This window comes from Pseudoalteromonas sp. QJM3NY_12 (genome assembly GCF_056173165.1).
In genome coordinates this window covers 1569398-1593871 of record NZ_CM149661.1, presented here as the reverse complement: position 1 = coordinate 1593871, position 24474 = coordinate 1569398, and the positions used below count along the sequence as shown (strand labels likewise).

The 24474-nt window shown below is 38.5% G+C and carries 25 protein-coding genes; 6 read left to right on the top strand and 19 right to left on the bottom strand.

The genetic code is table 11. From position 1 onward, the window contains the following. Positions 1–207 precede the first annotated feature (207 nt). From rplT to thrS, 4 genes are all read right to left on the bottom strand, one after another. Positions 208–570, bottom strand: coding sequence for a 50S ribosomal protein L20 (gene rplT, locus AC0VZ5_RS07365; protein ID WP_008110477.1), 363 nt, complete (start codon positions 568–570; stop codon positions 208–210). Between the two features lie 15 nt (positions 571–585). Further along, entirely contained in the window at positions 586–786 is a 201-nt protein-coding gene (rpmI, locus tag AC0VZ5_RS07360; RefSeq protein WP_004587840.1) for a 50S ribosomal protein L35, read from the bottom strand. Positions 787–998: 212 nt separating this feature from the next. Further along, positions 999–1559 carry a translation initiation factor IF-3 gene (gene infC, locus AC0VZ5_RS07355; protein WP_008466946.1) on the bottom strand — a complete coding sequence of 187 codons (561 nt, stop codon included), beginning with the start codon at positions 1557–1559 and terminating at the stop codon, positions 999–1001. A 59-nt stretch (positions 1560–1618) separates the two neighbouring features. Further along, positions 1619–3529: a threonine--tRNA ligase gene (thrS, locus tag AC0VZ5_RS07350; RefSeq protein ID WP_008466944.1), complete on the bottom strand. Its 1911-nt coding sequence runs from the start codon at positions 3527–3529 to the stop codon at positions 1619–1621. 374 nt (positions 3530–3903) lie between these two features. On the opposite strand from thrS, the gene AC0VZ5_RS07345 reads away from it, so the two are divergent. Continuing rightward, positions 3904–4350 (top strand): DUF3010 family protein, encoded by a 447-nt coding sequence (locus AC0VZ5_RS07345; protein WP_010389888.1) that lies wholly within the window; start codon positions 3904–3906, stop codon positions 4348–4350. A gap of 169 nt (positions 4351–4519) precedes the next feature. Beyond that, complete coding sequence (locus tag AC0VZ5_RS07340) at positions 4520–6253, top strand: AMP-binding protein (protein ID WP_475474707.1); 1734 nt, start codon at positions 4520–4522, stop codon at positions 6251–6253. Positions 6254–6460: 207 nt separating this feature from the next. Here AC0VZ5_RS07340 and AC0VZ5_RS07335 read toward each other — a convergent pair whose 3' ends face one another. The 4 genes from AC0VZ5_RS07335 to AC0VZ5_RS07320 all read right to left on the bottom strand — a co-directional run bounded on the left by AC0VZ5_RS07335 (position 6461) and on the right by AC0VZ5_RS07320 (position 10010). After that, on the bottom strand, positions 6461–7483 hold the full coding sequence (locus tag AC0VZ5_RS07335) for an acyltransferase family protein (protein ID WP_475474706.1): 1023 nt from the start codon (positions 7481–7483) through the stop codon (positions 6461–6463). An 84-nt stretch (positions 7484–7567) separates the two neighbouring features. Further along, positions 7568–8236 carry an alpha/beta hydrolase gene (locus AC0VZ5_RS07330; protein ID WP_475474705.1) on the bottom strand — a complete coding sequence of 223 codons (669 nt, stop codon included), beginning with the start codon at positions 8234–8236 and terminating at the stop codon, positions 7568–7570. A gap of 47 nt (positions 8237–8283) precedes the next feature. After that, positions 8284–9633: a peptidoglycan DD-metalloendopeptidase family protein gene (locus tag AC0VZ5_RS07325; RefSeq protein WP_475474704.1), complete on the bottom strand. Its 1350-nt coding sequence runs from the start codon at positions 9631–9633 to the stop codon at positions 8284–8286. Further along, positions 9633–10010 (bottom strand): BlaI/MecI/CopY family transcriptional regulator, encoded by a 378-nt coding sequence (locus AC0VZ5_RS07320; protein ID WP_138608539.1) that lies wholly within the window; start codon positions 10008–10010, stop codon positions 9633–9635. The genes AC0VZ5_RS07325 and AC0VZ5_RS07320 overlap by 1 nt, the downstream gene beginning before the upstream one ends. Positions 10011–10034: 24 nt before the next feature. Here AC0VZ5_RS07320 and AC0VZ5_RS07315 point away from each other — a divergent pair, with 24 nt between their 5' ends. Further along, positions 10035–11099, top strand: a complete 1065-nt coding sequence (locus AC0VZ5_RS07315) for an alpha/beta hydrolase (RefSeq protein ID WP_475474703.1) — start codon at positions 10035–10037, stop codon at positions 11097–11099. Between the two features lie 335 nt (positions 11100–11434). On the opposite strand, the gene AC0VZ5_RS07310 is transcribed toward AC0VZ5_RS07315, so the two are convergent. From AC0VZ5_RS07310 to AC0VZ5_RS07265, 10 genes are all read right to left on the bottom strand, one after another. Then, positions 11435–11698, bottom strand: coding sequence for a hypothetical protein (locus tag AC0VZ5_RS07310; RefSeq protein WP_178956014.1), 264 nt, complete (start codon positions 11696–11698; stop codon positions 11435–11437). 192 nt (positions 11699–11890) lie between these two features. Next, entirely contained in the window at positions 11891–12622 is a 732-nt protein-coding gene (locus tag AC0VZ5_RS07305; RefSeq protein ID WP_464708759.1) for a helix-turn-helix domain-containing protein, read from the bottom strand. Positions 12623–12653: 31 nt separating this feature from the next. Beyond that, complete coding sequence (locus tag AC0VZ5_RS07300; protein WP_178956012.1) at positions 12654–13112, bottom strand: carboxymuconolactone decarboxylase family protein; 459 nt, start codon at positions 13110–13112, stop codon at positions 12654–12656. A 220-nt stretch (positions 13113–13332) separates the two neighbouring features. Then, entirely contained in the window at positions 13333–13551 is a 219-nt protein-coding gene (locus AC0VZ5_RS07295; protein WP_138608544.1) for a hypothetical protein, read from the bottom strand. Positions 13552–13860: 309 nt separating this feature from the next. Beyond that, positions 13861–15213, bottom strand: coding sequence for an NADP-specific glutamate dehydrogenase (gene gdhA, locus AC0VZ5_RS07290; protein ID WP_178956008.1), 1353 nt, complete (start codon positions 15211–15213; stop codon positions 13861–13863). A 401-nt stretch (positions 15214–15614) separates the two neighbouring features. Beyond that, on the bottom strand, positions 15615–16088 hold the full coding sequence (locus AC0VZ5_RS07285; RefSeq protein ID WP_475474702.1) for a YehS family protein: 474 nt from the start codon (positions 16086–16088) through the stop codon (positions 15615–15617). 98 nt (positions 16089–16186) lie between these two features. Next, on the bottom strand, positions 16187–17431 hold the full coding sequence (locus AC0VZ5_RS07280; protein ID WP_076920259.1) for a lipoprotein-releasing ABC transporter permease subunit: 1245 nt from the start codon (positions 17429–17431) through the stop codon (positions 16187–16189). After that, positions 17421–18119: a lipoprotein-releasing ABC transporter ATP-binding protein LolD gene (lolD, locus tag AC0VZ5_RS07275; protein WP_010389881.1), complete on the bottom strand. Its 699-nt coding sequence runs from the start codon at positions 18117–18119 to the stop codon at positions 17421–17423. The genes AC0VZ5_RS07280 and lolD overlap by 11 nt, the downstream gene beginning before the upstream one ends. Next, the gene (locus AC0VZ5_RS07270; RefSeq protein WP_475474701.1) at positions 18112–19329 is read right to left on the bottom strand and encodes a lipoprotein-releasing ABC transporter permease subunit; all 1218 of its coding nucleotides are present in this window, start codon (positions 19327–19329) and stop codon (positions 18112–18114) included. The genes lolD and AC0VZ5_RS07270 overlap by 8 nt, the downstream gene beginning before the upstream one ends. A gap of 136 nt (positions 19330–19465) precedes the next feature. Further along, entirely contained in the window at positions 19466–20338 is an 873-nt protein-coding gene (locus AC0VZ5_RS07265; RefSeq protein WP_171039641.1) for a LysR family transcriptional regulator, read from the bottom strand. Between the two features lie 130 nt (positions 20339–20468). Here AC0VZ5_RS07265 and AC0VZ5_RS07260 point away from each other — a divergent pair, with 130 nt between their 5' ends. Then, positions 20469–21590 (top strand): S-(hydroxymethyl)glutathione dehydrogenase/class III alcohol dehydrogenase, encoded by a 1122-nt coding sequence (locus tag AC0VZ5_RS07260; RefSeq protein ID WP_138608554.1) that lies wholly within the window; start codon positions 20469–20471, stop codon positions 21588–21590. Between the two features lie 323 nt (positions 21591–21913). Next, positions 21914–22756, top strand: a complete 843-nt coding sequence (gene fghA, locus AC0VZ5_RS07255; protein WP_054200850.1) for an S-formylglutathione hydrolase — start codon at positions 21914–21916, stop codon at positions 22754–22756. On the opposite strand, the gene AC0VZ5_RS07250 is transcribed toward fghA, so the two are convergent. Continuing rightward, the gene (locus AC0VZ5_RS07250; RefSeq protein ID WP_010389876.1) at positions 22710–23084 is read right to left on the bottom strand and encodes a hypothetical protein; all 375 of its coding nucleotides are present in this window, start codon (positions 23082–23084) and stop codon (positions 22710–22712) included. The two genes, fghA and AC0VZ5_RS07250, sit on opposite strands and share 47 nt — an antisense overlap. 202 nt (positions 23085–23286) lie before the next feature. Between AC0VZ5_RS07250 and AC0VZ5_RS07245 the strand changes: the two genes are divergently transcribed. Further along, positions 23287–24471 carry an acetyltransferase domain-containing protein gene (locus tag AC0VZ5_RS07245; RefSeq protein ID WP_475474700.1) on the top strand — a complete coding sequence of 395 codons (1185 nt, stop codon included), beginning with the start codon at positions 23287–23289 and terminating at the stop codon, positions 24469–24471. The last annotated feature ends 3 nt before the right edge of the window (positions 24472–24474 follow it).

The following is a 24474-nucleotide window of genomic DNA, read 5'->3' as shown; positions in this document are numbered from 1 at the left end:
GATTATTTGCTCAAGCCCTAGTCAAGTGCTGATAAAAACGTAATAAATATCAATTTGAAGAGCAATAAAGTACCAGCCTAAAATTGTGGGGTGGATAATTTAAGTTGAATAAATATGTGAAATTAAAAGGTATTACACAGCTAAAAAAGTAAATAGCAGGCACAAAAAAAGGAGCCATAGGCTCCTTTTCAATACTTATACAAAAACTTAAGCTGCCGCTAGGCCTTCTTTTGCTTTTGCTACAAGCGCTGCGAATGCAACTTGGTCGTAAACAGCGATATCTGCAAGGATCTTACGATCGATTTCTACAGACGTCTTTTTAAGACCATTGATAAAACGGCTGTAAGACAGACCATTTTGACGTGAAGCAGCATTGATACGTGCAATCCATAATTGACGGAAAGTACGTTTCTTAGCACGGCGGTCACGGTAAGCGTATTGACCCGCTTTAGTAACAGCCTGGAAAGCTACGCGGTAAACACGTGAACGTGCTCCGTAGTAACCTTTCGCTTGTTTTAAAACTTTTTTGTGACGTGCACGTGCGACAACGCCGCGTTTAACTCTTGCCATTTCTAAAAACCCCTATTAAGCGAATGGTAACATACGTGAAACTAGACCATGGTCATTTTTATGAACCATCATCTTAGGACGTAGGTGTAACTTACGCTTAGAAGTTTTCTTAGTCAGAATGTGACGAAGATGCGCTTGTTTACGCTTGAAACCGCCAGAAGCAGTCTTTTTGAAACGCTTAGCTGCGCCTCTGTGACTTTTTAGCTTGTAAGCCATTGCAATAACTCCAATTGTATTGCTTTAAAATTAGTAAGAAGGCGTGAGATATATTGCTATAGCTCCACTTTAAAGGCCTAACTTACTGCTATGTTCCGGTGAAAACCCGATATAAATACCGCAATTTTACTTTAAAACCGGTTAACTCAGGTGGACATTTTCATATCACTTGCAAACCTGAGCTAAATTCGGTGCGTATTATCGCCTAATTATTACTTTTTAGCAACCGGCGCCATCATCATAACCATTTGACGGCCTTCAACACGATTTGGGAAAGATTCAACAACTGCTAATTCTTCTAAATCGGTTTTAATACGGTTTAATAATTCGATACCAATTTCTTGGTGAGCCATTTCACGACCACGGAAGCGGATAGTTATCTTAGCTTTATCGCCAGCTTCTAAGAACTTACGTAAGTTGCGTAGCTTAACCTGATAATCACCTTCATCCGTACCTGGACGGAATTTGATTTCTTTAATCTGGATCTGCTTTTGCTTCTTCTTCTGCTCTTTTAGTTCTTTGCTTTTTTCAAAGATGAACTTACCGTAATCCATAACCTTACAAACAGGCGGCTCAGCATTTGGACTGATCTCTACAAGATCAACACCCGCTGCATCAGCCATAGCTTGCGCGTCTTTTAATGACTGAATTCCAGCTTGTTCGCCGTCGATGTCGATTAAACGAACTTCTTGCGCTGTAATTTCTTCGTTAATACGATTTTTTTGAGCTGTTTGTTGCCCTTTCTTGCCGCCTCTAATAGTACGTTCCTCCAAGAATATCAATAATATAAGCGTGTAGCTGGCTATTTTTGCTTGCCCTACACGCTCGATTTTTACTGTCGATTTTTGATTTCTTCACTGATTTTAGCTACAAAATCATCGACATTAAATTTGCCTAGGTCTTCACCTGTGCGAGTTCGTACTGCTACTTCTTGTTGCTCAACTTCTTTGTCGCCAACAACCAATAAGTAAGGAATACGCTTAAGTGTATGCTCACGGATTTTAAAGCCAATCTTCTCATTTCTCAAGTCAGCAGCGGCTCTAATTCCAAGTTTATTTAATTTTTGTACAATTTCCTGAACATACGGTGCTTGTTTATCGGTGATATTCATAATCACCACTTGCTTAGGCGCAAGCCACGTTGGGAATAAACCAGCATACTCTTCTGTTAAAATACCGATAAAGCGCTCAATAGACCCTAATATAGCACGGTGTATCATAACAGGTGTACGACGTTCGTTATTTTCAGCGACATATGTTGCGCCTAAACGACCAGGTAATGCAAAGTCTAGTTGCACTGTACCACACTGCCACGCTCTGTCTAAGCAATCGTACAAAGTAAATTCAATTTTAGGGCCATAAAACGCCCCTTCACCTGGTAGGTAATCAAATTCAATGTCATTTGCTTTAAGTGCATCAGCAAGTGCAAGCTCAGCTTTGTCCCACATTTCATCTTCGCCAATACGTTGCTCTGGACGAGTTGAAAGTTTAACTACAATTTTTTCAAAGCCGAATGTTTCATACGTATCGTAAACCATTTTAATACAGGCCGATACTTCATCCATGATTTGCTCTTCAGTACAGAATACATGCGCATCATCTTGGGTAAAGCCACGCACACGCATTAAACCGTGAAGTGCGCCTGATGGCTCGTTACGGTGACAACAACCAAACTCAGCCATACGCAGTGGTAAATCACGGTATGATTTTAAACCTTGGTTAAATATTTGTACGTGACCTGGACAGTTCATTGGCTTGATTGCGTATTCACGCTTTTCAGATTCCGTGGTAAACATGGCTTCTGAATATTTTTCCCAGTGACCTGATTTTTCCCATAACGAACGATCCATCATCATTGGACCTTTTACTTCTTCGTATTGGTACTCACGTAATTTTTCACGTACAAATTCTTCTAATTCACGGTAAATGCTCCAACCATCGTTGTGCCAAAATACCATGCCTGGCGCTTCTTCTTGCCAGTGCCATAAATCAAGTGCTTTACCAATACGACGGTGATCACGTTTTTCAGCTTCTTCTAAACGCTTTAAGTACGCTTTAAGTTGTTTTTTATCGCCCCACGCTGTGCCGTAAATACGCTGCAGCATTTTATTTTCAGAATCACCACGCCAGTATGCACCTGCTACCTTCATAATTTTGAAGTTTTGACAGAATTTCATGTTAGGAACGTGTGGTCCACGACACATATCTACATATTCTTCGTGGTGGTATAAACCTGGGCGATCATCTTGAGCAATATTTTCGTCAAGAATTTCTATTTTGTATGTTTCGCCACGCGCCGCAAACGTATCGCGTGCTTCTTGCCAGCTAACGGTTTTTTTCACTACATCGTAGTTTGTTTTTGCAAGCTGTAACATACGCTTTTCAATCGCATCAAGATCATCTTGAGATAACGAATGTTCCATATCAATATCATAGTAAAAACCGTTATCGATAGTAGGACCAATCGCCATTTTAGCGTCTGGGAAAAGTTGCTTAACTGCATGACCAATTAGGTGGGCACAAGAATGGCGAATAATTTCTAAACCATCGTCATCTTTTGCTGTAATAATTTCAAGACGAGAGTCGGCTGAAATTAAATCACATGCATCCACACGTTCGCCATTAACACGGCCGGCGATGGTTGCTTTAGCAAGACCAGGGCCAATATCGTTTGCAACATCAAGCGTGCTTACAGGGTTTTCAAAACTACGCTGACTACCGTCAGGGAGAGTAATAACTGGCATTATAAATCCTTACATACAGTGGTGACACCTACAATGTATCACGTGTATTTTTTAATTAATTAAATGAGAATGACTCGACAACGCTTTTACGAATAAGCATTGACTATTTTTCGCCGCCAAAGGCTAATGTAGATGTTGAGTCTGCTCAACTACAAAAAAGATATTGTCGCGTGCTGCAGCGTTAATTACAAGTTTTAAGCTACTAAAAACCACGCATTTTTAACATAAATGTGCAATTAATAACTTTTCTTCAGTCACGCCGCATCAAATTAACGTAAAGGACTATATTAAAGCAGCACACAAAGTGCTTAAACTCGCATTTTAATGCGTGTTGCGTATAATAACCGGTAATTAAGTTATAGTAGAGATTAACAATGAGAACATGTGGTGTAGAAATTACCGGTAGCGATGTACTACTTTGTATTTTAAGTAAAGATAACGACGTTTTTGATATTCGTGACGTGCGCCAAACACGCTTTACATTAGGTAACGGTAACGACACTGAAATAATGCGTAAATTTCAATTTGATTTTGCAAAGCTGATGCAAGATTACCAAATTGATTCTGTTGCCATTCGCGAACGCCAGCCTAAAGGTAAATTTGCAGGTAGCGCTAAAGGGTTCAAAATGGAAACGGCGATTCAATTAATCGACAACCTCGATGTTCGCGTGTTTTCAACTACTGAAATAAAAGAGCAAGTAAAACGCAACCCTATCCCTATCGCGTTCGAAGACACTGGCCTTAAAAAATATCAAGAAAATGCATTCGTTAATGCTTACGTTTATATCATGAAAAAAACCTACCGCAGCGACGAAATGTAATACCAATTGCATCCTTGTAAAAACGCGTAATAGCTCAATATTACGCGTTTTTTCATGTCTAAATTTTCAAATAAAAGTGTAAGACATTAGTCTAACCCCCTTCCCTTTGTCGACAATTCATGTTTATTTAATCAACAAGCCTTGGATAGATAAAAACATGGAGAATGTCATGAAAGCGACACAAACAGTGCATAAAGAAGTAGAACAAATAAACACTATACCGCTATCAAATAGTTATTTTAAGGGGATTCAAAGCACACCGCTAATAGAGCAAACTATTGGAGAATACCTTGACTCAATTGTCGACAATAACCCAAAGGCATTGGCAGTTGTTGTTGCTCACCAAAATATTCGCTTAAACTACAAGGAATTTCAGCAGCAGATTGATCAGCTTGCTATGGGGTTATTGGCATTAGGGGTTAAATCAGGTGACAGGGTCGGTATTTGGTCACCCAATAATATACAATGGTGCTTAACTCAATTTGCAACGGCTAAAATCGGCGCAATCATGGTGTGTATTAACCCAGCTTACCGCCCCAGTGAACTGCAATATGCACTTAATAGTGTTGAATGTTCCACGCTTATTACTGCTACCTCATTTAAGGGCAGTCACTACGTTAATATGCTACAAAGTTTAGCCCCAGAGCTAAATAGTTGCCAAAAAGGGGAATTAAAAGCCGCTAAACTCCCTTCATTAAAAAATGTAATTTGTATAGGTGATGAGCCAGTAAATGGTATGTTTTCGTTTAATGAAGTACTCGCCATGCCCTCAGATGCCCACCAGTTAGAACTTCAAGCGGTGGCTAAAACCCTAAACAGTAATCAAGACATTAATATTCAGTTTACCTCTGGCACCACAGGAAACCCTAAAGGGGCTACGCTAACGCATAAAAACATTCTTAATAATGCACTGCTTGTTGCCCAAGCAATGCATTTTACTGAACATGATAAGCTGTGTATCCCTGTACCGCTTTATCATTGCTTTGGCATGGTTTTAGGCAGCTTATTGTGCGTAAGTAAAGGCGCTGCAGCTATTTATCCAAGTGATTCTTTCGATCCAAAAACCACATTAGAGGTGGTACAACAAGAAAAATGCACCGCGCTTCATGGCGTGCCTACCATGTTTATAAGCGAATTAGAGCTTAATAACTTCAGTGATTATGATTTAAGTACATTACGAACCGGCGTTATGGCAGGCTCAACCTGTCCCGAACAAGTTATGCGTAAAGTACAAACACTCATGAATATGAACCAAGTCGTTATAGCCTATGGACAAACAGAGTGTAGCCCAATCAACAATATCACTGAAACCGACTCATCAATTGAGCGTCAAGTTACCACTGTAGGACGAGCGCTTGCGCACACCGAAGTAAAAATTATTGATGAAGTGGGAGAAGTTCAAAAAATAGGCCAACCAGGTGAAGTCTGTAGCCGTGGTGCCGGCATTATGCGCTGCTATTGGAACGATGAAGAAAAAACCAAAGCTACTATCGATAATCAAGGTTGGTTACATTCAGGCGATTTAGGGGTAATGGACAGTGAAGGCTTTGTCAGTATTGTTGGCAGAATTAAAGACATGATTATTCGCGGCGGAGAAAATATATATCCCCGTGAGATTGAGGAAGTTTTATACACCTACCCAGGGATACAAGATGCGGCAATTTTTGGTATTACCGATGAAAAGTTTGGCGAAGAAGTGTGTGCCTGGATCCAGCCTAAAGAAGGTGAAGTGCTTGATGAGCAAGCAATTCGATTATTTTTAAAGGACAAACTCGCCTACTTTAAACAGCCTAAATACATTCGTTTTGTAGAACATTACCCGATGACAGTAACCGGCAAATTGCAAAAATTTAAAATGCGCGAACAAATGCAAGAAGAGCTCGCCGAATCTGCATTTTCGTAATAATTAACGGCTACTTTATTACAATGCAACGATTAAACGTTGCATTGTATTTTAAATATAAATTATCAACCTAAGGCTCAGCAACATTAGGGGATGCGTATTTCGAATTTTAAACTCTCTATTTTCTTTCGCACCTAGTGATATGGAGCAGAATAAACAACAAAGTCCAGTGTAATAAACATTCTAGCTTTCTTAAATGTGTAAAATTTAAATGTTGAGCTTCTTTTTATTTGAGGCGCTTCTAATTTTATTTGCAATAGGCCTTTCAAAGAATACGTACGATAGATGCGCAAAAAAAACACTCAGGCTTAGTGATAGCAACAGTTTAAGTTCAATATTTAAATTAAACTTATTCACCATTCCAATAATAGGCATATGCAATAAATAAAATGAGTAAGACACTTTACCTAAAAAGTCACCAACCTTATTTGCTAAAAAAATATTGTTGTCTGGGATTAAAAAAACAACACAAAAGAATACTGTACTCATAACAAATAGAACTTCATAACTAAGCCACATTCTTTTCTTGTCACCCTCGTTAATAGGTGAAAACTCAGGATACAATAAAGGTATTAAACACAAAGCTAATATAAACCAGTTGCTCTTCATATAACTCGGCACTTTAAATAATTTGTAATGCAAACCAAATATAACGCCAATAAAAAAGTACGGTAACGTTCTTAAAGTACTAAATATGTTGTAATGGACACTTTTAATTTCACCAAATACTCTTGGGAAGTCAGCCAAGTACCAAAACATCATAAAAGTCACAATTAGTAAATATATATACCCTTTTCTATCGCCTGCTAAAAACCAAAAAACGAGTAAGATTATATAAAATTGTATTTCTGGTGGAATTGTCCAAAGTACGCTTTCACCATGCATGAACAAAAGGTGACCTATTAGCGAATTAAGATCAGTTATGTTGTATAAAATCTCATAATTATTTTGAGTTAATAAGTAAGAGCTAAAAACAATTACAAGGTACAGAGGTAAAACTCGTCCGGCTCTAGCTAGTACGTATCGTCTAATGTTCGCTCTGCTAAATTTGGTATCTAAATAGAGAAATGACATTAAAAAACCACTAAGAAGGAAAAATAACATTACGCCATAGGCTCCTGAACCGCCGCCTAGGGAACCATTTAACCAATGAGTAATATCTGAAAAGTGAGTAACAAATACAATAAGGGCAGCTAAAGCTCTTAGAGAATTTAATTTTCTAATTTCCATGAAGTTGATTTAATCCTTAGCTTATTATTTTTTAAAATTGTTTAAATTTAATTATCGGCTATGTGAACTTAGGCTTATACGATATTACTGAATCTTTTTACGTTTGAGCCACGCTTTAACGGGTAATATCCATTCTTTTCTCGGTGTGAAAAAAGCGCCATGTTCTTTACCCGTTGAAATAGATATTTCTGTGTAAGAACTAACCGTATTAATGCTTCTATTAACGACATCGTCACATGAACCAACAGAGTCAGAGGTTTCATAGACTGAAAATAAATGACCATAAATAGCTATTTCTGTTTTTTTAGCTAATCCACTGGTACAAGCCGCTAAAATCACAACGTTAATATCCATGTTTTTTAAATGGCTCGATGTAATTGCCGTAATAAACCCGCCGCGGGAAAAGCCAACTAGCGATATATTGCTCGCAGGTATGCCATTTTTTAGTAACTTAGTTACTTGTTTAGATAGCTGTTGAGCGTAGTTAAAAGGGTGAGTCTTAGCTGGCCGATGAGTAGCAATTAAATGATAGCTTGAGTCGGCAAGTTCCTGTTTAATCGCTGGAAAGTTATATTGCCCCCAACGCTCATGAATAGGTGTGGGATCTTTACCCTCTACAATGAATCCGTGAGAATAAAAAACATAATGCTCTGATGGATTTACTTTGTCTGGGAAGCTCTCATATACTTTGCCACCATGGCTAAATGAACTAAAAAGAAAAGTAAAAATAATAAAAAGCAGCTTTTGATACATATTACACCTTTATAACTCTATAAACATTTGAAATAAAAGCCATTATTTTATGGTTTAGTCACGAGGACTAAACTAGGATCAACTCTTTGGTTGTCTTTAATTACTTCAAAGTGCAGGTGAACCCCTGTCGTTTTACCTGTATCACCAATGATACCAATAACCTGCCCTGCTTTAACCCAAGAGCCGACTTTAGCGTCACTTGATTCTAGGTGCGCATATAACGTTTGATAGCCACTTTTATGTTGAATTAATACAGTATTTCCATAGTTCGAATGCAAGGTTTTGTTACCTGAAATAACTATTACTCCATCTGCAGCAGACAGCACAGGGCTTCCTCTTTGGGCAACATAGTCTATACCTTGATGCGGTTTATATCCTCTGACTTTGCTTATGCTACGAAATGTTGAGCTGATCGTATGGCTATTTAGTGGATGTTGCCAAGTGAGCTTCCCTGTCATTGCGGGGTCTTTTAAAAATGTATGCAGACTAAAAATAACCAGTATCATTAAGGAGAACTTAAAAGTTAAAGCAAGTTTGCTTTTACTCGATGGCGAAGCAATGTTTGAAAGCCTCGCTTTGTAATCATCAGCACAAAGCACAGCAGAACTAAATTGAGCGACTGGATTATTGTTACTAAATTGAATGCTCTTTTTTAATGATTGCAGCAGTGCCTTAGCATAATCATGTTTGTTGAGATTAAAGCGACATATTGTATGTCTATCACACCTATGCTCCATAGCGCGAATAAACTGCCATTCCATCTTTTTAACAAATGGGTTTATCCATAAAACGATGCTTAAGATCCTCCATAAAAGAATCGTAATATGATCTTTGTTTGTAATATGGGTTAGCTCGTGTTGAATCAAAATGCCTTGCTGATCTTTATTTAGGAATGAAAAATAATGAGGTAGCACAACATAGGCTGTTGTTATACCAATGACAAAAGGACTGTGGTTTTGCGAGGAAATGACAATCTTCACCTTACTAGTCGACAGCTCATTTATTGACTCAGAAGATCTCGTTAAGCTTTTGAGTTTCTGCCACACAAGCAATAATTTAACGAGTTTTAAGCAGGTAAAACCAAAGTAACCAACAATTAGCGCTGTTGAGATTAAATCAATTTTCTGCAAACTTACATGGGTTATACTGGCTTGCTTTACTATTTGTGCGCTTTGCAAACTAGAGCTTATATAATCGAAATCAGGGATAGGTATATTAATAGTGCCAAGAGATAAAGGAATAAAAGGTAAAAAGCTGGCTATAAGCGCAGACCACCAAATACCTGGCGAGGTATTGTCGTGCTTGGTTATATAAGATGAGCAAACATAAACAAGCCCAGAAAATATAAGCCAAGGAAAAATACTATTTACTATGAATTGAATAATGTAAGAGTCCACTACTTTTGTTTTTCATCCTTTGAAAGTTGATTTAACAATTCCTCTAATTCATCGACTTCAGCTTTATTTATTAAACGGCTATCAGCGAACATAGTGACAGGGAGTGGTTCATCTAACTCTAAGACATTGGTTGCGAATTCCTGCATATAAGATGCTAGCGTCGGTATTTTCTCAATTAATGCTTTAAAGGTTTTTTTGTTGCCAGAGGAGCCCACCTCTAAAATTCCTTTATTGCCCATTCTTTCTAAGGTTTTACGTGTAGATGAGTATGACCAGCCATACTTTGATTCTAAGTGTTCATGAATCTCTTTGGCTGTACGTGGCTGTTTTTTCCAAAGTAATTTCAGTATTTCTAACTCTGTTGAATTGGGTTTCATATAAAGACTCAAAAGGTGTGACTTGTGTCGCACTTTAACATCCTGTATGTTAAAACGCAACACCGTGACACGTGTCGCACTTTGAGTTTGAGACTGGATAAAACGTTAGATGAACATCAGGTTACTGTTTGTCATACTAAAAACTTTTCAACTTTAACATTATCGATAGCAAAGGATTTAGCCAAAATGAAACCGACTACTTTTTTGACAATATGCAGTTTAATTTTTTCCTCCTCGTGTTTTGTAAAATACTTAGCTTTAATTTTTATGCTCAATATAATTTGCAGCAATCTTGCACTCGCTGAAGGCCATCGTTTTGAAATTGCTAACAGTAAAGTAGTAACAATCAAATCCACAGTGCTGGGTAAAAAATACGATTTATATATCAAAGTACCCCGTAGTTATTTCTTAGTAGAGAATAAATCTAAAAAATACCCTGTACTTTACTTAAATGATGGACCTTATACTTTTAAAGTAGCTGCTGGTGTCACTCATGTTCGAGACATGGATAAAGTCATTATTGTTGGTATTTCATTTGCTCACGGAGAAGACGGTCAATTTAGTCGAGTTAGAGATTTAACACCTGTCGTTGATCAGAGCTGGACAAAATACACCACAGGTGGAGCAACTGAATACTTAGCATTTATTGAAAAAGAAATCTTTCAGTACATTGAGCGCAATTACCGAGTTAACACTGAACAAAGAATATTGTCTGGGCAATCATTGGGGGGATCTTTTGCCGCTTGGGTATTGTTGACCAAGCCTGAGTTGTTTGCTACTTATATCTTAACCAGCCCTTCACTCTGGTTTAAGAATAATTGGATATTTGAGTTAGAAAATAAATATGCCCAGAAAAACACATCGCTGCAGGCTAATGTATTTATGGCAACTGGCGCATTAGAAACGTTAGAAAATGGCATGAAAGAAGATATGGTCGCAGGTCATGTGAAGTTTGCAAATCTATTACGCTCACGTAATTACCAAAAATTAAAGCTAGAAGAGGAAGTTGTTGAAGGAAGCGATCATTACTCGACCTTTCCTATTGGGCTATCAAAAGGATTGGTAAAATTTTACCAATTACAGAAATAATCGCTAGTACTTACCTATCAGATAAACTCCAAATTTATTAGTTGGCATTATCAGTTAGATATGAGGCGAATAAAATCTAAAAACAGTCACTTTATTTATCTGTTAAAACTGTACCAAATTCAAAATACAAGTCCGCTTTTACATATTGAATTTTTAGAATGGGTGTCAGCTTAAGCTAACGCGGTGTAAGAGATTAGCTAATAGCATAGTTATACTCCGGTCTCCGTTTTGATCCATAGCCCCGCAGGAGGGGCTGGTAGTAATTTGCTAAAATGTGAAGCGAAGCAAAACTGAGTGAGCTGTTAGTATTCACATGGTTACTAGGCTCGTTAGTTTTACTTTTTGCTTGCTAGAGTTGCTGCAACGAGTTGTAATGCTTGCTCTTTAGTAAAACCCTCTTCAACCAAAGCTTCATATAAACTTTTTATATATTTTGCATTGGCTTTAATTAACTTTGGGTTATTCATTACTTTCATAGAAGTTTCTAGCTGTTTTGAAAGTTGCTTTGCCATTTGTTCGTATTGCGAATCATTATTTGCGAACGTGCTAGCTGAAAATAAAGTAGTGACTATTAAAAGACTGAAGATTATTGTTTTCATCGTGCGTTTCCTACAAAAGTGATACCTCATTATGAGGCAAAAAATGGTTGGCTAAAATAAGCGAAAAAGGAGCAAATGCCAACTATTTTTGTCCTGTTTAATGATTTGATAAATAGGCTTTGCACGAAATTAGTTTTATTGAGTTAGCTGAAAAACATTTACCGGCGGTAACCAAGTATGAAAGCCAAAAACTCACTCTATTTGCCCTGGCGTAATACATACAAAAGTACGAAATTCCCGTGTCATATGCGCCTGATCACTAAATCCAAATTGGTAAGCAACATCCGCTAAGTTTGCTTTTTTGTGTGATCGTAAAAAGCTGATTGTTTTTTTAATTCTCAAAATACGCTGATAATGTTTGGGAGTCATTTCTAGCCAAAGTTTAAAAATACGCTCAATTTGCCGTTGGCTCAAATCAATACTTGCACTTAGTTGCCCCGGCGTTTCATCCTGCTCGATATACATGAGTGCTTTCTTCAGAGGGGCTGGAATTACTTTGGAAAAATCTAGGTTTTTATCTGCCCAGCGGTGCAGAGTTTCAATTCGCCTTTCAATGTCTTTTTGAATTCGGAGATCATTATAAACCCCATAAAGGTTATAAAGCTGGTCTTCCTCTGGCAATAAAAGTGTTGGCTTGTCGTAATGCTGTCCCAAAACACCATAGCAAATGGCTGGATGGAAACGAATGCCTGAGAGTTGTGCTCCAGATTGCAGAACAATATTCTCAGTCTGTTTATTTATAGCAAGCATAATGACACCTTCCGGCAGGGTTTCATTGCCAATCATCACGTCACCAACAAGGTTAAAAATAATGCCGCTGCCAGCATCAGAATACAGCGGCTTTACTATCGGAACCGGTTGCTGTACAGATGCTGACCATACTCCCTGCACAAACGCAGACAGCTGTCCCGATGGTTGAGACAACTGAAAATTAAATGCCTGTTCAAATAATTTATTACGGTTTATAGCTGCCTACCTCTGGCATAAACGTCTTAGCAATTCGATTCCAGCTATTGATAGCATTAATCGCAATGGTCAAATCCACTACAGCTTTTTCACCTAATACTTCTACCGTATTCTTATAGAACTCTTCGTCTACGGGGTTAGCTAGGGTCAAATATTCAGCCCAATCGAGCGCAGCTAGTTCTGTCTTAGAATATAAAGGCATATTACGCCATGCACTTAAGCCAATAATACGTTCATGAGTTTCCCCATGACTCAATGCGTCTTTGCTGTGCATATCAATACAAAAGGCACACTGATTCATCTGCGACACTCTTAGTTTAATCAATTCCCAGATCGGGATTGTTACTGTTTCTGAAATACTAAATTGCTTACGCAGATAGTCTTCTTGGTTCATCAGAATCTGTATTGCTTTAGGTGCTAGCTCAAAATAATTTGCACGAAAAAACATATCTCACCTCCTTAAATGTAGTTGGAGCTAAGATAGCTTTTGTCTCAATATAGGTATTGAATATTTTCGACACGTATTCATTTTAAATTTAAGCTGGGGTTAGATTAGGCCTTTTAACGTCATATTAAGCGCACTAAACAGTGGTTTCAATATGTAATGGTTCAGAGCCTAACCAACTGTTTTAGAAAAATTAAAATGGATTTTATATAAAATTAAGCACCTAAATAGTAGAGTCATTATTATTTATAACATCGTTTTTGAGTGCCAAAACTGCGACAAATATTAAACCTAATAGCGGTATAAATGACAATAAAAAACCAATAAAGGTTGTTGTTTTAACATTTTGGGTTTTACGTTTACCGAGATAAAAGCTTAAACCAGTTATTACGATCATTGATATAAAAATAAATTGACCGAGAATTGTTGCATTGATATTCATACGAAATTCCTTTTTGCATGTCACAGCTTTATTAGAGGACAGCTTCTCTATTTTCACGAAAAACATCCTCATTTTATGAACTTATATTAATAACAAATAGTGTAAGCTATTGCTAGTTATAAATATTATGCTTTTTGTAGATTATTTGAATATGTAGAAATGACGAAAGTGCCCTTTTAATATAACTTAGCTAATGACACCTCACTTCAATAACTATCTTTCGCTCATACCTGCCTGTTCGTCCAACACTTATTAAATGTCACTATCAAACAGGTATAAGCTACTAAAAATTATATATTAACCGAGCTGTTACACTACACCTTGTTCAATCATTGCATCGGCTACACGTCTAAATCCAGCGATGTTAGCGCCTAAAAGTAAGTTACCGGGTTGATCAAACTCTTTTGCAGTGTCGTTGGCTGTTGTGAATATATCTTTCATTATTTGTTTAAGCTTTTCATCTACTTGCTCAAATGTCCAGCTTTGCATACTGGCATTTTGTGCCATTTCTAATTGACTGGTTGCTACCCCACCGGCATTCGCTGCTTTGCCAGGGGCATAAGCTATTTTTGCTTCAATAAAGCAATCAATCGCTTCTTTGGTTGAGGGCATATTCGCCCCTTCACTGACTAAAATACAGCCATTTTCAAGTAGTGCTTTTGCATCCGCTTGGGTTAATTCGTTTTGTGTAGCACAAGGAAAAGCCGCATCCGCACTGTAACGCCATACAGCATGACCATCCTGAGGGTACTCATCGCGAGGCGTATACTTTGCCTGAGAGTGAGTATCTAGGTAGTCACTCAGGCATCCTCGTGACTGTTCTTTTAATTGCTTAATAAGTTTTAAATCAATGCCACTCTCATCGTACAAAGTGCCTTTTGAGTCACTACAGGCAATAGGCGTAGCCCCTAGTTGATATAATTTTTCCATGGCATAAATTGCCACATTGCCTGAGCCTGAAATTAAACAGCGTTTTCCTGATAAGCTGTCATCACGATCTTCAAGCATATAGTTAGCAAAATACACCGCGCCATAACCCGTTGCTTCTTTGCGAGCAAGCGATCCGCCCCAAAGTAAACTTTTACCGGTTAGTATGCCTTCATAGCGCCCTGTTAAGCGTTTGTATTGGCCAAACATATAACCAATTTCTCTCGCCCCTACGCCAATATCCCCTGCAGGTACATCGGTTGTAGGACCAATATGACGATATAACTCGGTCATAAACGATTGGCAAAAGCGCATTATCTCGCCATCAGAGCGTCCTTTAGGATCAAAATTAGCGCCTCCTTTGCCACCACCTATAGGCAAACCAGTTAGTGCATTTTTAAAAATTTGTTCAAACCCTAAAAACTTTATAATGCTGGCATTCACACTAGGATGAAAACGTAAGCCGCCTTTATATGGTCCCAACGCCGAATTAAATTCGATACGGTAGCCTTTATTGACTTGAATATTGCCCTCGTCATCAACCCAAGGCACACGAAACATTAATTGGCGCTCTGGCTCTACCATTCTTTGAATAATTGCTTGTTGTTGGTAGTGACTGGTTTGCGAAAATATAGGCTCTAGAGAGTCTAGCACTTCTTCTACAGCTTGATAAAACTCACATTGCGCAGGACTCGTCTGCTTTAATTGCGAAATAGTTTTGTGTATATAATCCATATTTACTCTTCCATGTAGGTATTTTTAAATTCGAAACAGGAAAAATGATCAACGTTATTGTTAGTAGAGAAATTGATTATGCGATCATTATTTTTACACTTTAACATCATAGATAAACTGGATGCACGTGTTTGATGTTGAATTAAATTGTTGTTTCTTTTGTATAAAAACCCATTAAAAAAGAATTTTTATGCTAAAAAACCAGTTTTAATGAATAACACGTTAAAAGTATTAAAAAAATAGTAAAACAAAATACGACGCGACGTTTTTACGAGCGCAAAAATATAAAATGCTTTATGAGACTGAAGTTGTAGAAGGGGTAAGACTGATAATAGCGAAGATTTTAGTGAGTTCGTTTAAGAGGTTTAATGGAGGTTGCTAACCAACCTCCATAAAATACATTAAGCTTTTTCGCCATCTGGGCGAAAAGTACGCTGCACACCGGTTAAAAATAAACGTAAAACTTGATCGTTACACACACGGTAATGTTTGTTTTCAACTTTACGTGAAAATGCACTAAGTTCATGCTTACTTAAATCAAAATCAACTAATGCGAGTGTGGCAATTACGTCCTCTGCTTTCATATTTAAAGCAATACGTAATTTCATAAAAATAATATTATTGTTTAATTTAGTCTCTGGGATTGGCTGCTCACCGTCACGTTTACCGCGCTTAGTATTTATAAAGCCATTTAAAAATACCGCAAATTCAGTGTCACTTATTGGGGTGTAACCCTGCTCGCCCTCTTTAGTTAACCATGCAATCACCTGCTCTTTGCTGACGCTCTGCTCTGCAGCGGCGAACACGTCAACCATTGCTGAATCGGTTAAATCAAAGGTGTAGCGAATACGGCGTAAAATATCGTTATTTGTCAAAGTAAATCCCAGGTAAAATAAGTGCTCAGCAAACAAAAGCTGTTTAATAGCGGCGCAGTTTATCAGAGTTACACTAAGCGCCCTATTAAATACTGTGTTTAATTACCCAATACTTTTGCCGGATCAACACGTGTTGCTTGCCATGCTGGATACAGCGTCGCCAATATTGCAAGCACAAAGGTGGCAATAACAGTTAACACTATATCTTGCCAAACTAATTTACTCGGTAAGAATTCGATAAAATACACACCTTCTAGCGGATTTTCACCCAGCAATAAACTCAGCCAAGTAAAGAGCTCACTAATATTGATTGCTAGAATAACGCCAATAATAGAGCCTAAAACTACGCCAACAAATGCTTGAGTTAAGCCTTGCATTACAAAAGTAGCCAATATGGTACTGTCTTTGGCACCCATGGTTTTTAAAATGGCAATATTGCCTTCTTTTTCGCGCACTTCCATCACTAATGACGAAACAATGTTAAAACTGGCGACTGCAATAATTAAAAACACCACAATATAAACAATCGTGCGCACCATTTGAATGTCTTGATACAAGCTGCCTTGGGTTCTAAACCAACTCGATATATACACGTAATCAGTAACAGTTTGCCCTACTCTCAACGCTATTTGGTGCGCTGCAAACACATCATCAACCCGTAAACGTAGGCCGGTTACTTGGCTTTGATCGTAACCTAAGGTTTGTTGTGCTTTGCTAAGGTGAATAAACGCGGCACTGCTATCAATAGGCCCGCCCATTTCTATAATGCCTGCGAGTGTTAACGTAACCCGTTTTGGCGCAAGTAATGATTGTCCTTTTTCACTAATTTGTGGGATCAATAAAGTGACATTGTCGCCTATTGATATATTAAGTTGAGTGACAATTTGCTTGCCTAAAATAACATCCTCAAGTGCTAGCTGACTGACTAATTTACCTTGTGTAAATTGGTTAACCGCTGATACGTCGCTCTCTAGCGAAGGCTCAACACCTCGTATTTCAACTGCTTTTAATTGGCTTTTAAATTGCGCCATACCATTTACTGCTATAAATGGGGCTGCTCCTGTTACTTGTGGTTGCTGTTTTAATTTTTCGACTTTGCTGGGCCAATCAGCAATCGGCCTGCTTGGTGCTACATATTCAACTTGTGGCACGACACTTAATAAACGATGAACCAATTGTTGTTCAAAACCATTGATCACCGATAACGCCACAATTAAAACGGCAACACCAAGTAAAATACCAATAGTAGATGCCTTAGCAATAAAACTAACAAACGCGTTTTTTTCATCTTTATGGCCTGAATAGGCTCTGAAACGTTTACTTATAAAGGCACTAAGCAACATGGTTTGACTCTTTTATTGATAATTTACCATCATCTAAATACGCTATTTTACCCAGCTTGTCGGCAAGCTCTAAATCATGAGTCACCACCACAAAACTGGTGTTTAAACTTTTATTTAGCTGATTAATTAAATCGTAAATTTTAATCGCGTTTTGCTTATCTAAATTACCCGTTGGCTCATCTGCAAGAACCAGTGCAGGCTCAGTCACTAAAGCACGCGCTATGGCAACACGTTGGCGTTCGCCACCAGACAGTGCCGACGGTTTATGGCTACTTCTGTGCGCAAGGCCGACTTTATCGAGCATGTCGAGCGCTTTTACATTTGCTTCTTTGGCACTCAAGCCTTTTATTAACAGTGGCATAGCAACATTTTCAACCGCACTAAATTCCATTAATAAATGATGAAATTGGTAAATAAACCCTAAGTTTTGATTTCTAAACGCGGCTTGTTGGCTGCGAGAAAGTTTAGCCACATCTTGGTTTTTGATTTTTGCACTGCCAGAACTGGCGGTATCTAAGGTACCCAAAATATGCAATAAGGTACTTTTACCTGAACCTGAGCTACCTACAATAGCTAGCATTTCACCTTGGGTTAGGGCTAAATCAACCCCTTTTAATACCTCAACTTGGTTTTGCCCGTCTTGGTACACTTTACTTATTTGTTCACAACTAATTACTAAATCATTCATAACGTAATACCTCGGCTGGGTTTACTTTAGCGGCCTGGCGCGCGGGATATAAAGTCGCTAAAAAGCTCATTGCTAAGCTTAAAAGCGCAATCACACTTAAGCTAAGCGCATCAAATTTGACCGGCAGTGAAATCCCCGATAATAAATTTAAGCCAACCAACGCCAGCAGTTCATTAATATATAAGCTAAATAAAATACCTAAAGAGGCACCTACTGCCGTACCAATCACACCGTTATATAAACCTTGAACCATAAATACAGTTTGTACTTGGCTTGGCGTTAGCCCTAGTGTCTGCAGTATCGCAACTTCGCTTTGTTTTTCACTCACCATCATGGTGAGCGCCGACACAATATTGAACACCGCCACCAGCACGATTAAGCCCAATAACATAGACATAATGCGTTTCTCCATCGCCACAGCGGCAAATAAAGTGCCTTGGCTACTGCGCCAATCGGTGTATTTAAAATTCTTCAGAATAAGTTGGCTGTCTTGAATAAATTCATCAAGTGCAAATGGCTCATGCAGTGACACACTTAAATTAGGGGGTGTAGAGCTACTTTGCTTTAATACTCGTTGTAATGACACACCACTGGTAAATGCCAGTCCCATGTCAATTTCTGAACCAGTTTCATAAATAGCAGCAATTTTGAATAAACGTTGGCTAGGAACACGACCAAGGGGTGTATAAGTAGATGCATTAGGCATAATAACGCGCAGTTTGTCGCCTAAACCAACGCCGAGTTTACGGCTTAAATAGCGGCTAATAGCAATGTGATAATTATTATTTAATACGCTTTGCCAATTACCCTGCACTACTTTGTCAGTGATTTTATAAAGCGAGTCATTATTATCATAGAGCCCTTGCAGTAACACACCATGCAGGTCTTTATTGGTTTGCAGTATGGCTTCACCATGGCGGTATAAACTAACATGTTCAACATACGGTGATTGCTCAAGATCAGCTTTAAGAGTATTCATTTGCGCTTTAGAGTGTTGTTTGGCCTGCACTTCAACGTGTGGAATGAGCCCGAGCATATTCGTTTTCAGGCTGCTTTCAAAACCGTTCATGACACTACTTACTGTAAAGAGCGCCATTAAACCAATCGCTATACCTGCAATAGAAAAAAAAGAAATAAACGAAATAAACGCATTGCCTTTGGAAGAGCGACTATATCTAAGTCCGATAAACAGGCTAACAGGTTGAAACATATTAATTAAAACATTAATGCTAAAAGTGTGGCTTTATAGTAGCACGAACTCAGCGCAATTGAATATCACCATAAATGTAAGAAATAATTTATAAATCTTATACTTGGCTATATTATAAGCAAATCACTAAGCCAAGCTAAACTTTTAATCCTGTTACTAGATAATCAAGTAATACCCGTACATTAGTAGCAACAAATTGCCGAGGAGGATACAGCCCCCACACACCCTCTTGCTGAGGTTGATAAGCTGTTAATATTGGTACTAACTGCCCTGTTTTTGTCTCATTCTCTATGTAGTAATCCGGCAACTGAACAATACCCAACCCTTTTTTAGCGCCGTCAACCAGTGCCCAACCGCTATTGCAATGCAACCTCCCTGCTACTTTAATATGTTTGTCACGACCGTTTTCATTTACTCGCCAATAACTACTGTTACCAATTAAGCATTGATGCTGGTTAAGTTCACCTAACGTGTGGGGTTCGCCAAAACGCGCTAAATAGCTTGGTGCAGCACACATAATAAATCGTCGCGAGCTCAAGCGTCGCGCTTTTAAACTCGAATCTTTTAAATGGCCTAATCGAATGGCTAAATCAAAGCCGCCCTCCAGCAAGTTTTCTTGCTCGTTAGAGAGCGTTGCGATTACTTCTACCTCGGGGTGATCATGCATAAACGAATGCACTATCGGCATAATAAAACTTTCACCATACATAACCGGTGCGGTTAATTTAATTTTACCTTTAGGGGATGTTTGCACAGACGCGAGCCCCTGAGTGGCTTCATCCATAGCGTGTTGTAAATGTTTTACTTGGTGTAAAAACTGCTCACCTTCTTTGGTTAATACCACCTTTCGGGTCGTACGCGTTAAAAGTTGGGTATTTAACCGTTGCTCAAGCTTAGTAACATGGCGGCTAATATGGGCAACCGATAGACCCAACGCCTGTGCAGCTTGAGTAAAACTTCCCTCTTCGCCAACAGCAATAAACTCATCAATCCCTTCCCAACGCATTATTATTACCATACTGTAAAAGTGTTTTATTAATTTAGAGATTATCATTGTTATAGAAATAAATACAATAGACACATCACCCAAACAGTTTGGGTCTACAATTGATATTCAAACCACTACAAAGGATATACACATGTCTGAATTTATAAAATCAAAAGCAGCGATTGCCTGGGGCCCTAATCAGCCTTTAAGCGTTGAAGAAGTTGACGTGATGATGCCTAAAAAAGGCGAAGTGATGGTAAAAATTACTGCCACAGGTGTATGCCATACAGATGCTTTTACTTTATCAGGTGAAGATCCTGAAGGCATTTTCCCCGCTATTTTAGGCCATGAAGGTGCCGGGGTGGTTTACGCTGTGGGCGAAGGCGTTACAAGTGTAGAAGTTGGCGATCACGTTATTCCTTTATACACCGCAGAATGTGGTGAATGCAAAATGTGTACTTCAGGTAAAACCAACTTGTGCTCTGCTGTACGCGAAACACAAGGCAAAGGCTTAATGCCAGATGGCACAACGCGATTTTTCAAAGACGGCCAACCAATTTATCACTATATGGGGACGTCGACCTTTTCTGAATACACAGTACTTCCTGAAATCTCGCTAGCTAAAGTAAATAAAGAAGCCTCTTTAGAGGAAATTTGCTTATTGGGCTGCGGTGTCACTACCGGTATGGGCGCTGTAACAAATACGGCAAAAGTAACAACGGGCGATACGGTGGCAATTTTTGGTCTAGGTGGCATTGGTTTGTCGGCCATTATTGGCGCCAAAATGGCTGGTGCAAGCCGTATTATTGGTATTGATATTAACACCTCTAAGTTTGATCTTGCGACTAAACTCGGTGCTACCGACTTAATTAATCCAAAAGACTTCGACAAGCCAATTCAAGAAGTGATTGTAGAGATGACCGACGGCGGTGTTGATTACTCATTTGAATGTATTGGTAACGTTGATGTAATGCGCTCTGCCCTTGAGTGTTGTCATAAAGGCTGGGGAGAATCTGTAATTATTGGTGTAGCTGGTGCTGGCCAAGAAATTTCAACTCGCCCGTTCCAACTTGTTACTGGCCGTGTATGGCGTGGTAGCGCATTTGGAGGCGTTAAAGGTCGTTCGCAACTTCCTGAAATTGTAGAGCGTTACATGGCGGGTGAATTCGCTCTTAATGATTTTATTACCCATACCATGAGCCTTGAAGAAATTAACGATGCCTTTGATTTAATGCACGAAGGTAAGAGTATTCGTACTGTTATTCATTACTAGGGTCTGTTGACCTTTGCGGATTAAAATTTGTTCAAACTAGGGGCGGTTTAATCGCGGCGCGAGGTTTGTAACCTAGTGGGCTAAGTAAAAACCAAGCAACAAAGAGTAAATCGCCCCTAGGCAGAACCTTCGGGCAGCGCCTGTTTGGCATTGATGCTGCGTTATCGCCTATTTATGGGGAATAACCACACCACATAGGCTCTGCCTTGCCTAAATACCAAACAGACTGCTGCAAATTTAACCTTGAAAGATCAACAGACCCTAATTTCTTTTAATCACCATTACCAGCCGTTGCTATTAAGTAACGGCTTTTAAGGATTGTTATGTTAGAAAATATCTCAACAGCAAAAGTGGCTGGTGGCTGGCATAAGCAGTATAGCCATACTTCCTCAAGCACCCATTGCAGCATGCGTTTTGCGGTATTTTTACCACCAGGCGCCAGTGAAAAAAATAAAGTACCAGTACTTTATTGGTTATCAGGATTAACCTGTACTGATGAAAACTTTATGCAAAAAGCAGGCGCGTTTAAAAAAGCGGCTGAGCTAGGCATTGCTATTGTCGCACCTGATACCAGTCCGCGTGGTGAAAACGTTCCTAACGAAGATAGCTACGATTTTGCCCAAGGTGCAGGGTTTTACGTCAATGCAACGCAGGCACCTTACAATACTCATTTTAATATGTACGACTATGTGGTGAAGGAGCTACCTGCATTAATAGAGCAACATTTTCCAGTAACAACTAAAAAAGCAATTTCTGGGCATTCTATGGGTGGCCACGGCGCATTAATGATTGCCCTTAAAAATCCTAAAGCTTATACCAGCGCTACAGCATTTAGCCCTATTGTAAACCCGATAGATTGTCCTTGGGGTGTTAAAGCCTTTACTGGCTACTTAGGTACTGATAAATCAGTCTGGGCAGAATATGATAGCTGCGAATTAATGCAACAAGCCAAACAAGCTGATTATTTACCTATGTTGGTTAGCCAAGGTGATGCAGATAACTTTTTAGATGAGCAACTTAAGCCACAAAAGTTAGTAACTGTAGCTACACAGAAAGGCTATCCGTTAACACTCGAAATGCAAGCTGGTTACGACCATAGTTACTATTTCATTAGTAGTTTTATAGACCAACACTTATTATTTCATCATCAGTTTTTAACTGCTTAGATTCATTACTGTGTAGAGTAGATTTATCTACTTCTACACATTCTTTTAAGACCTTAGTAACCTGCCTACATTTTCTAATCACACCGTCATCTCCTTTTACTAAACTAAATACTGCAGAGTCTATTTTTAAACCTAGCTCTGCAAAAGAAAATCCGTCCTTATCAACGGGAACTGGCTCAAATGGATTTTCATAAGGAGTAGACCGAGCTGGATTTTTCATCCGCTGATTTTCTTGTGCATTTGAGGCTGCTTGTCCATCCAACATAACGCCAAAAAATGTACAGCCATTAAGCATCAGCAGTAGTGATAAAAAAAATATTTTTTTCATGTTTAACCCTTTAGTAGCTTCAACTTTAACTATTTAGTTAATAGAGTAACTCCATTAAAAAAGTAAAACTGTAAAAATCTGTTAGTAAGTGAAAATTGTTTACAACATAATTTATACTAAAGTATTTTATTATCACTCTCGCAAAGTGATATAATATAACATATAATTAAACTCGTTTTTTCATCCATACCAAAGCATATTTATGTCATTCCCTTTATCTCAAAATCGTTTACACCATATAGACTTACTCCGAGGTCTTATCATTATATTTATGGTGATTGATCACGGCATGTATTATTGTCTAAATTATTCAGTGACCGATCCCATGACCATACCAGGAACAGATGCGCTTACTTTTTTCACTCGTTTTATATCGCACTTTTGTGCGCCATTATTTGTATTTTTAGCGGGCCTTTCAGCTGCGATAACCGAGCATAAATACACTTCCACGCAAGCTTTTTCAAAAAGTTTAATTATACGTGGACTAGTGCTTATATTATTTGAATTTACTATTGTGTCATGGTCTTGGAGCTTTAATCCACTGTTTCCAATGTTATACGCTCAGGTTATTTGGGCGATAGGTTGGGGATTTATTATTCTAGGGCTTTTACGCTTAATCGGTCTGTATGCAATTTTTGCCATGGGCTTAATTTTAGTATTTGGCCACAACTTATTTGATGCCGTCAACTTTGAGCCAAATACAATCGCAAATACGATATGGTCTGTTTTACATCAGAAAAATGTACTCGAACTTCCTTTTAACTTTAAAATTAGAACCACCTACCCCGTAACTCCTATTGTTGGGTTAATGGCGTTAGCCTATTGTGCAGGTGTTTATTACAAAGCCAAGCAATACAGTAACCGAGTTATGGATTATGGCTTAATTTTGGGTGTAAGCTGCCTAGTTTTATATACGCTTTTGCGTGGCTTTAATCTTTATGGTGACGCGTCAATATTTACGATTAGTGACTCTTATTTACTCACTATTATGTCATTTTTAAACCCGACCAAATACCCACTTTCCCTGCAGTTTATGTTGTTAACCGTTGGTATAGGCCTAATTATGCTTAAACTATTGAGTAAGCTAAAAAGTGATTTTTCGCCAAAGTTTTTACAAGTATTGGGTAAAACCAGTATGTTCTCGTACTTAGCCCACTTGTATTTACTGCATGCAATAAGTTGGTTACTTCTCCCTGTTTTAGGCTTTAGTTTTTCTGATATGACTTATGGCGAAACACTGGTGGGTTTACCAATTGGATACGGTATGAGCTATGTTGCAACACTGCTATTTATTGCAGTCGTAATTGGCTTAACGGCCGTTCTTGCCAATTATTATTTAGCATGGAAGCAAAAAAATAAACACAGTTTAATTGCTAAGTATATTTGAACA